General features: G+C 43.9%; 6 protein-coding genes and 1 pseudogene. 2 read left to right on the top strand and 5 right to left on the bottom strand.

The window, feature by feature from the left end; translation table 11 throughout:
* Positions 1 to 218: 218 nt before the first annotated feature.
* The 4 genes from Q8M62_RS09010 to Q8M62_RS09025 all read right to left on the bottom strand — a co-directional run bounded on the left by Q8M62_RS09010 (position 219) and on the right by Q8M62_RS09025 (position 6,099).
* The gene (locus Q8M62_RS09010) at positions 219 to 3,374 is read right to left on the bottom strand and encodes a carboxypeptidase regulatory-like domain-containing protein (RefSeq protein WP_304900519.1); all 3,156 of its coding nucleotides are present in this window, start codon (positions 3,372 to 3,374) and stop codon (positions 219 to 221) included.
* A 79-nt stretch (positions 3,375 to 3,453) separates the two neighbouring features.
* Positions 3,454 to 4,086 (bottom strand): DedA family protein, encoded by a 633-nt coding sequence (locus Q8M62_RS09015; RefSeq protein WP_304900518.1) that lies wholly within the window; start codon positions 4,084 to 4,086, stop codon positions 3,454 to 3,456.
* 23 nt (positions 4,087 to 4,109) lie between these two features.
* Complete coding sequence (locus tag Q8M62_RS09020) at positions 4,110 to 5,540, bottom strand: dicarboxylate/amino acid:cation symporter (RefSeq protein ID WP_304900517.1); 1,431 nt, start codon at positions 5,538 to 5,540, stop codon at positions 4,110 to 4,112.
* 181 nt (positions 5,541 to 5,721) lie between these two features.
* Positions 5,722 to 6,099: a hypothetical protein gene (locus tag Q8M62_RS09025; protein WP_304900516.1), complete on the bottom strand. Its 378-nt coding sequence runs from the start codon at positions 6,097 to 6,099 to the stop codon at positions 5,722 to 5,724.
* Positions 6,100 to 6,298: 199 nt separating this feature from the next.
* Between Q8M62_RS09025 and Q8M62_RS09030 the strand changes: the two genes are divergently transcribed.
* Both Q8M62_RS09030 and Q8M62_RS09035 read left to right on the top strand, forming a co-directional pair.
* The gene (locus tag Q8M62_RS09030) at positions 6,299 to 6,979 is read left to right on the top strand and encodes an ERCC4 domain-containing protein (protein WP_304900515.1); all 681 of its coding nucleotides are present in this window, start codon (positions 6,299 to 6,301) and stop codon (positions 6,977 to 6,979) included.
* A 114-nt stretch (positions 6,980 to 7,093) separates the two neighbouring features.
* Positions 7,094 to 9,259 carry a prolyl oligopeptidase family serine peptidase gene (locus Q8M62_RS09035; protein WP_304900514.1) on the top strand — a complete coding sequence of 722 codons (2,166 nt, stop codon included), beginning with the start codon at positions 7,094 to 7,096 and terminating at the stop codon, positions 9,257 to 9,259.
* Between the two features lie 193 nt (positions 9,260 to 9,452).
* Here the strand turns inward: Q8M62_RS09035 and Q8M62_RS09040 are convergent.
* Positions 9,453 to 9,750: pseudogene (locus Q8M62_RS09040) on the bottom strand (transposase); the annotation flags it as partial.

Raw genomic sequence — 9,750 nt, forward strand, 5'->3', positions numbered from 1 at the left:
CAATTTAAATACAATCACGTGAGTGGAGACACTCGCGTAGGCGAAAAGGTCCTCGACTCCGCTCGGACTGACACACTTTTATCCTATCAAAATCAATCTGTCATCGGTAGCGAAGTCGAAGTCCAATTCAGAAAGCTAAAGCCAGAAATCTGAAAAATCACTATTTACAATTTGCTGTCGACTGTTGACCGTTGTCTGTTGACAATAATTAATTCCAATCAAAAACTATAAGTCAGACCCAATTGCATTTGCCATCTCGATTCGATCGGATCGATCAGCCAGGGAGTTCCTTCGGGATTTTTAAACTGAAATACTGGCCTTTCACCCTCAATACCCACAAAATCAATCAGTCCAAAGCCTGAGTTCTGCACATTGGGGACAAAATGCTGTTTACCCCAATTTCGGTTTAGCAGGTTTCCGAAGTTGAACACATCCAAGGTAAGATTCAGCTGATTACCATTGTCACTGAATACCCTGTTAGAACTCAGACGGAGATCCAACTGATGATTCCAGGGTGTGCGTGCGGCATTTCGTTCAGCATAGCTTCCCCGATTGGCTTTTAGATAGGAATTGGAATTCAAATAGGCGTTCAGCTGCTGCCATTGTTCGGATTCACTGACTCGGATCTGACCATTAGAATTTCTGATTGGTCTGAATTTAATGTCTTCCTGTTTTTCCGGGATATAGATCAGGTCATTTTTTGCAGAACCGTCCCGATTCAGATCACCTTCATACACGAATGTAAAAGGGCTGCCTGCACGGCCGTTGTAAACCAGCCCGATGGTCATGAATTGCTTCTTGCCCAGCCCGAAATTCAGAAATTGGGTTGAAATGATTTTATGCCTCAGATCAAAGTTGGAATAGGATAAATCAGGATTGTTTGCATTGACAGCCTGATTCCATTCAAAATTCGCCGCATGCGAGCTCCTGACTGTGCTGGAGATGTCTTTGCTCTCACCAAAGGTATAGCCGATATATCCCTGGTAGATTTTTGTTTTTTTGCTAAGCCCGGCGGTCAGATTATACCGCCATCCCTGATTGGTATTGGTGAGCAAGAAGACGTTAGTGAAATTCGGATTGATTTGGATGGATTTGCCGCCAGAGAGAAAATAGGTTCGATTGTCTGCTCCTGAAAAATTCCCGACAGAATCTTTCCTGTTGATAGACTGGAAAAGCAATCCGCTCATGACCTTGGCATAGGTAGCTTCCAGGGTAAGTTCAAAACCGTTTGCAAGCCGGATATCTGTTGCGAAATTGGTCTTCCAGTCCCGGGGAAGCTGAAAGCCATTGTCCACTAAGTTAATCTCGGTGAGCCCAGGCTGTAGGTTCCTGAGCTCTGACAGATCCTTGCTGATGGGCAAAGGCCCGGAAGGCCGGAGGTCGATGTTGTTGTAGGTAATTCCGGAATTGTAGTGCACATAGGCGTACCACAAAAACGGCATTCGGCTGGTGAATAGCCCGCTCCCTCCTCTGAAAAGCACATTTTCTTTCCATCGGTAATCAAAACTTATTCTCGGATTCAACTGAGGTTTGGTATTGATGTCGTTTTCAAATCGGGAGAATTCGGGATTGTCCTTCAGATTTTGATTGAGTGGAAACTCCCCGATGTGATTCTGCATGTCCACCCGCACTCCCGCTTGAATATTCAGTTTTTGATTGACCCGATATTCATCCTGGGCATAAAGGGCAAGCAACAGCACACTGTAATCCGCTGATGGAGTGTTTCGGTTCAATTCAAAATCATTGTTCTGGGCATTGTACACCCCTCGAACCCGCGAAGGAAGATCATTGAAAAAAGCAGTTTCTGATGGGTATTGCCAGCGCCCGTTGTAGGCAGTGAGGAATTTGTATTGGATCGAGCTGAATTCCGCATTTCCTCCCAAAGTAAAAATGTGTTTGTCTTTGTAAACGGTGAGGTTGTCTGAAATTTGGGTCGTACTGAGATCGAGTCCATAAATTGCGGCTTCACGGTAAGTTCCCGCAAAAATGGTATTGGCAGTGTTGTAGGTAATTTCCAGGTGGGGAAAAACCGATCCATCATAAGTCCGATTGTCATTCACGCGGGTATTGCCAATGGTGAATTTATTGGACAGGTTTGAGCCCAGATTGCTTTTAAGCTCAGCCAGAAAACTGTTGGTGAATGTGTTATGTCTGTATCCCTGATTTCCAAAATTGAAAAAGTTTGGAGACCACTCCAAATTGTCCGCATAGCCCCGGACAAGATTATTTCTAAGGGTGAGTTTGTGCCGTTCGGACAGGTTGAAATCAAAGCGTAAGAAGTATTTGGTACTTGCACGTTCCAGAGAGGCAGCCTGAAAAAAGCCGGGGTCGTAACCATACCTGGCTTGCAAAGTATCTGAAATAGCTGTAACCAATTCCAGGGGAATATTGGAACTGGTACTTCCTGGTGCATTCAACAAGGGAGCGTTACGATACGCCCGCTCAACGTTAAGAAAGTAAAACAGCTTGTTTTTGATTATAGGACCGCCCAAACTCATACCAAATTGGGCGTCCTTAAATGCGGCCTTTTCCTGTTGTTCACCTCCGGCAAATTTTCCCTGCAGCAGTTCATTTCTCCCAAATCCATACAGGCTTCCGACAAAATCATTGGTTCCGCTTTTGGTCACGACATTGATGCTTGCACCTGAGAAATTACCATAGCTGACATCAAACGGGGCGATTTTGACCGAAAGTTCTTCAATCGCTCCAAAGCCAATGGGTTGTGTCCCGGCCAAACCACCCGGCGTACCCGATGCACTGGATCCCGCCGCCCCGCTGGCAGGTTCCTGAAATCCAAAGACATCATTGGTGGCCAAACCGTCAATGCTAAGATTGTTGAATCGGTAATTTGCGCCACCGAAAGAATTGAGATTGGACTCCGGCATCAGCCGGGTAGCGTCCTGTATGCTTCTGTTGAGCGAAGGGATTTTGGACAAAGTCGTACCGTCAATGCTGGTTTCATTGCCCTTTTTGGGGTTTTCTATAAAATCTCCTACTGCAGTGATAAGTACTTCATCCAGCTGCCGATCCTCGGGTTTGAGAAGGATGTTGAGCGTGGTAGTCTTTCCCAGATTCACTTTAACCGACGTTTCGGAGAAGTCGGAAAAGCCAACATAGTGAACCGTGAGCAGGTAGGTATCTGCTGGAGGAAGTTGATTGAATTCGTAATAACCGTCATTTTGCGAGATGACATTGAATCTGCTCCCGTTGGAGCGGTTTTCAACACGAATCAAAGCTCCTGGAAGTGGGGTCTTATCGTTGTCCAATACAAAGCCCTGAAGTTTTCCGGTAGTTTCCTGTGCCCAAAGGGAAAGGCTACTCAAAAAAAGTAATATAAATGCGAGACAATAAGGCAGGGGTAGTTTTGCAACCATTTAGATTAAGCTTTCCCAAATATACGAGGGTGAAGTATTATTCAGATGTAAGGAAAATGACAAGCCGAGTGAAAGCTGGTTAGGAATTTGGACCTCGTTTGAATTTGAGATATTGTCTGATCAACGGAATGGAGGTAATAGCGATCAATGTCAAAATGATCCATTCCAGGTAATGAATAAGATCGGGAAAGATGATTTTTAGAAAATATCCAGCCAATACCAAACTCGAGGTCCAAACTAAAGCCCCGATGAGATTGTAAATCAGGAAATTCCGAAAATTGGATTTGATCAATCCAAGGCAAAGTGGCAGAAAGGTTCGGATGATCGGAATGAATCGTCCGATGATAATAGCACCATGCTGTCGCTTTTCGAAGTAAGAAGCTGCAATATTGAGATAGCTCGACTTGAAGAAAAGCGAGTCCGGTCTGCTCAACAGCCACTTGCCTAGCTTAAGACCTACGAAATAAGAGACGATATATCCCAAAAAGGCTGCAGTAGCGATGTAAAATACCAAGGCATAGATGGAGACTTCCAAAATTGGCAGCCCGCAGAGCATACCCGCCAAAAACAGGAGTGAATCTCCGGGTAGAAAAAAACCGAAGAAAAGCCCGTTTTCAGTAAATACGATCGCCAATAACAGGAGCAACCCACCCCGCTGAATGATCAGTTCGGGACTTAACAGCTCTAAAATTGAATTGATAAATTCATACATCAGATTTTTGGGTTTATCCGCGCTTAATTTTTTACTGAATTCGGCAATTCATGCACTGCAACGGCCTCGGCTTCGATCAGTTCGAGATTTTCCTCAGGCGGCAATCCAAACTCGCCTTCCCATTTTGCAATCACACAGGTAGCAAGGCAATTGCCGATCACATTGACCGATGTTCTGGCCATATCCATAAGTTCATCAATGGCCAAAATCAGAAATATTGGAGCCATGGGCAGGTTGAAGCTTGCGGCGGTTCCCATCAGGATGATCAGCGAAGCTCTGGGAATTCCAGCAACACCTTTGCTCGTCAGCATCAGGGTCAGTACCATTAGGAGTTGGTCCTCAATACTCATCTTGATCCCGGCAGCTTGGGCCACGAAAATGGAAGCCAAAGCAAGGTAAAGTGTGGTGCCGTCCAAATTGAAGCTGTAGCCTGTGGGCATTACAAAAGCCACGATTTTGCGGGGAACTCCAAACTTCTCCATGGCTTCCATTGCCTTGGGAAGTGCCGCCTCCGAACTCGTAGTGGCAAAGGCAATGGAGACAGGTTCGGAGATGGCCTTCAAAAACTTGATCACCGGGATCTTAAGCATCAGCGCAATAGGAAGCAAAACCAAAACCAAAAATGCCAATAGGGCCACATACAAGGTGGCAAGCAAATGGAAGAGATTGACCAAGATGCCCAGGCCCATTTCACCAACCGTGTAAGCGATCGCTGCTCCGACCCCGAAAGGAGCGAAATACATGATGATCCGCGTGAAATTGAACATCACTTCAGACAGACTCTCCGTGAAGGACAGCATGACTTGTTTCTTTTTGCCATCCTTTACCAGTGCCAGTCCGATCCCGAATAGAATACTGAAAATGACAATTTGAAGAATTTCCCCCTCTACGACAGATTTGGCGATATTTTCAGGAAAAATATGGAGGATCACTTCCTGCCAGGTTCTGGCGGTGCCCTGCAGCAGGACTTCACCCACAGGCAGTTCGATACCCACGCCTGCCTGAGAAATGTTGATCGCTAGCAGTCCGATCAACAGCGCCAAAGTTGTGACAATTTCAAAGTACAATAGCGATTTCCAGCCCATTCTTCCTACTTGCTTCAAATTGGAATGGCCGGCAATTCCCACCACGAGCGTCCCAAAAAGCAGGGGGGCGATCACGGTTTTGATCAGTTTGAGGAAAAGCTGACTGACAACTTTCAGGTTCATCGCAACTTCGGGGAAGTCAGTTCCGATTGCTGTGCCGATGAGCATGCTACCAAATATCCAGGTGGTAAGTGAGGCTCTTTTGAGGCAATAGCCAACTACGGCCACTAAGCCCAACAATCGGCTGGTCAGCATCAGCGAGTCGCCGATAGTACCCGGGAAAAGGAGGTTGATTACGATGAAAATGGCCGCTTGAGTAGCCAATAGGGCTAGGAGGATCAAGACTCCGCTTGATTTGTGAAGTGACATAGGAAATAGATTTTGAAATACTGAAATCACTTCTGAGTTAGACCGATAGTTCCCCAGGGGATCAAGGTGGAATTATCCCTGACCAGATTTAGGATAAAGATCACAGGATTAGAAGTGAAGGATTTAAACCTTTGATGCAATAGGAAATTACCTATTTGGGATACGCGAATGATCCCCCGGACTAGGTGAAATAGTGGTGCGGAAAGGCGATGAGAAACGCTGGTAATCCGGTCTCGATGGTGTGTGCTGATTTTTGGTAGCAGCGTCCCAGAAATTGGCATTTGGCTGATAAGCCAAAAAGATTGGCAAAAAGAACCTTTGCAGAACCCACCTTCTGGAGGGAGCGAAAAGCGGGGCGTTCAGGAATAAAGCAGTTGGCTAAAGGTACACCGACTTCTCCATTGAAATTATGCTGAACTGAAAAATCTGATTTTGAGATTTGGTCATTTCCTTGGGAATTTTGGTCCCAATGACTAGGGGGCTGATCTGCTCCGAAGACCAAAGATCCGACTAGACTGAGAAATAAGAATACCGTCCCCAAAACCCGCATAAACTGCATTTGGGATTAAAGCTAGTAGAAAAAAAAGGATTAAAATTTAATGTGGGCCCAATTAATTTTTTTGCCCTTAGATTGACAGGTGCTTCTGCAGCGTTGTAAGAATTTTGTATTCGTTAGGAGTGTCTTTTCATTATTCATCCCTGATTCAATGGGGTGTAAAATGATAATCTCGTAAATTGAATAAGATCTCTGTCTTTTCATGTCAAAAATCCTTAAGTCCTCCAGTTACTTCCCCTTGCAGGTCACAATTGATGACCGTGAACCCGGTGTGTTGGAACGGGAGTTTCGAGAATTGGGCAACATGATCATTCATCGAAAGCGGTTGGAAGTAGGGGACTATTTGCTTGATGGAGACTTTTTGGTGGAGCGAAAGTCCATTCCTGATTTTTGTGTCTCTATCAAAGACGGACGATTGTTCACCCAAGCCGGAAAGCTGGTAAACAGCCGAATTCCTGCCTGCCTTATTTTGGAAGGAAAAAACAGGGAATTCAGGAAAACTGATTTTTCTCCCAAAGCAATTCAGGGGATACTGCTTTCTATTTCTCTGGCTTTCAAACTACCGATCTTACGGACTAAAAACACCCAGGAATCAGTTGAAGTCATGCTTCAAGGCTTTAAGCAACTTACCCGGGATAGCCTGGAAGACCAGCGCTTCTATCCCAGAGCTTTTCTTTCAAAAATCAAAAGAGATCCACTTTTGGCCCAGAAAATCCATATTCTGGAGGGATTTCCGGGAATTGGTGCTGATAAGGCAGCAAGGCTTCTGCTGAAATTCGGAAACCTTGAATCGGTGTTTTTAGCCCATACTGATGACTTACTGAATGTCCCCGGAATTGGTAAAAAGACCGTGGAAGGGATGCTTGAGATTTTGAAAAAATGAGGGGCTGAGAAGAATAATATGGCCGAAATTATTCTCACATGAGTGATATAATCACTTAGGAAAACAAAGTAAATTAAAAGCTGATATAAGGTCTTGATAACTAAATAACTGTTTATGAAAAAAGGTTTGAAAATTATTGCCTCAATAAGTATTTGTCCTTTTTGCCTGCTTATAAACATTCATACGATTGCACAATGTCTACAATATCCTTCTTCTCCTAAACTTCCTGTAGCCGACACAATTTTTGGCAAAGTGGTGGTAGATGAGTATCGATGGCTCGAAGATGTGCATGAAGAGCAAACCCAAGGATGGCTGAAAATGCAAGCAGATTTCTCTGAAATGGTTATAAATAAAATCGCAGGAAGGGATAGGCTGATAAAAGAATTTCAGCAGTTAGACTCCTTGAATAAAGAGAGCATTCCTTACATTATGCGTAAAGGTGACCGATACTTTTACCGGAAAACATTGCCAGGTGAAAATGTAGGCAAGCTTTATTACAGGCAAGGAAAAGAAGGAGAAGAAATTCTCATTTTTGACCCAAATGCTCATACAGAGAACAATAAACAAATTACATATCGATTTAGTCCATGCGAAAACGGGAAGAAAGTGGCACTTAGTATTGCGGAGGCAGGAAACGCCGATATCTGCCTTGTGAAAATAATGGATGTGGAAACAAAGAAATTTGATCAAGACAGTCTTTATCCGGTGTTGTTTTCGATTGATTCATGGACACCAGATAGCCATGCCATTATTTATAAGGAAACACAAACAGATGACCCTAGCTCTACCCTTTTATTTCAAGACCTAAAGGTAAAATACCACCGATTAGGAACGCCCGAAAAAGAGGACAAAACACTTTTGTCTGGCCTGACACACCCTAATCTTGGAATGGATAACACAGAATATCCGTTAGTCGGGTATTCGGCCGATGACAAATATCTGATAGCTACCTTTTATCAAGGCCAGTATCAGAAAACTTTTTATGCCCCTTCCGGTGAAATAGATAAAAAGCACATCCAATGGTTACCGCTTTTGGGAACAGAGGAACAGGCAAAAGACGCTTTCATTAGAAACGATAGCGTGTACTTCTTAACTCGGAGAGATGCACCAAATTATAAGCTTGTTGTGAGACCACTGCAGGCATTAGATCATTTTGAGCGGGTAATTGTTCCTGAGGGTTGGGACGCCATACAATGGCTGGCAATATCAAAAGATTACCTGTTTATCACTAAAACAGATGGTATCAATACTACCATTGACCAGTACCATTTTACAACAAATACCCTTCAACCGGTAAATCTTCCTTTTTCAGGAAGTGCCTGGATACAGCCTTTCGATAAAGAGACAAATGATAGCTTTTTAAATTTAATTTCCTGGAAACAACCGGGTGTCCGATACGACTATAGCCCTACTAACCTAACAATGCAATTAAGCCGGTTCAACAACATTCCAAACTATCCGGGTTTAGACGCTCTTGTTGTGGAAGAAGTGGAAGCAAAAAGTCATGACGGAACAATGGTGCCTTTATCTATCGTTTATAATAAAAATATTGAAAGAAACGGCAATAACGTGGCTTATTTAACCGGATACGGCTCTTATGGCTCCTCTATGTCCCCTTACTTTGATTTGCTAAAACTGCCGTTGTTGAATAATGGTGTGATTGTCGCAATAGCACATGTCCGAGGGGGCGGCGAGAAAGGGCATTCCTGGCACATGGGTGGTTTCAAATCAACTAAACCTAATACTTGGAAAGATTTTATTGCTTGTGCAGAATATCTGGTGGAGCACAATTATTCATCACCCAAAAACATCATTGGTGAAGGCACAAGTGCCGGAGGAATCATGATTGGGCGAGCCATGACAGAACGACCTGAATTATTTGCTGTAGCTATTAATAATGTTCCGGTGAGCAACCCACTGCGTGGTGAAAACCGTCCAAATGGGCTTCTTGACTCTAAAGAATTCGGATCTGCAAAAGACTCCGTGGAAGCGTTAGGACTTATTGAAATGGATACCTATTTGCATATCGACGAAGACAAGTCATATCCGGCTGTACTGGCGGTTACCGGTGTTAATGATACAAGAGTGCCTTTTTGGCAGCCAGGAAAACTGGTTGCAAAGATGCAGGCCCTTAGCGGCCAACAAAATCCTGTTTTGCTATTGGTAAATTATGACAGCGGGCATTGGTCGGAAGAAAAATCAGTTCAATTTCGAAACTACGCGAATGTTTTTGCCTTTGCACTTTGGCAGGCAGGACACACTGACTTTTCGCCGCAGTGAGTGTCTCCACTCACTGCTTTTCAGAGTGTTCATTCTCGCCAAGGTGAATTTCTTCGCTTCAGTTAATGTCACCACTCTCTGATTTCTGAATAAACATTCTTGCAAAAGGCTGTCTCCACTCACTTTTCTTCCTCCACAGTGAGTGCCTTTCCGGCGCCAGGCAGGTCCCCACGCTCGGAACTTACAAAATACCTTAAAGTCTATCTCCAATATGAGTTAAAAATCCAAAGGAATCTTTGCCAGTTTCATAAAACGAGTGTGATGAGTATTTGTATTCAACAGGACTGTTTGCCAACATCCATTTTCCCTTACAAGGGTTTGCATGAATGTAATCCAATTTCTGAAAAATCACTTTCTCAGAATAAACCTCAATCGGTAATGCATCTCTTTGCCAAAAGCAATGGTTCTTATTTGTCAAACTGACTTGATACATTTCGAGCGTTTTTAAATCCTCTTTTCTGAGTTTTTGAAGAAATTGATGTCCTGTAAAC

Source organism: Algoriphagus sp. (assembly GCF_030694375.1).
Classification (GTDB): Bacteria; Bacteroidota; Bacteroidia; order Cytophagales; family Cyclobacteriaceae; genus Algoriphagus.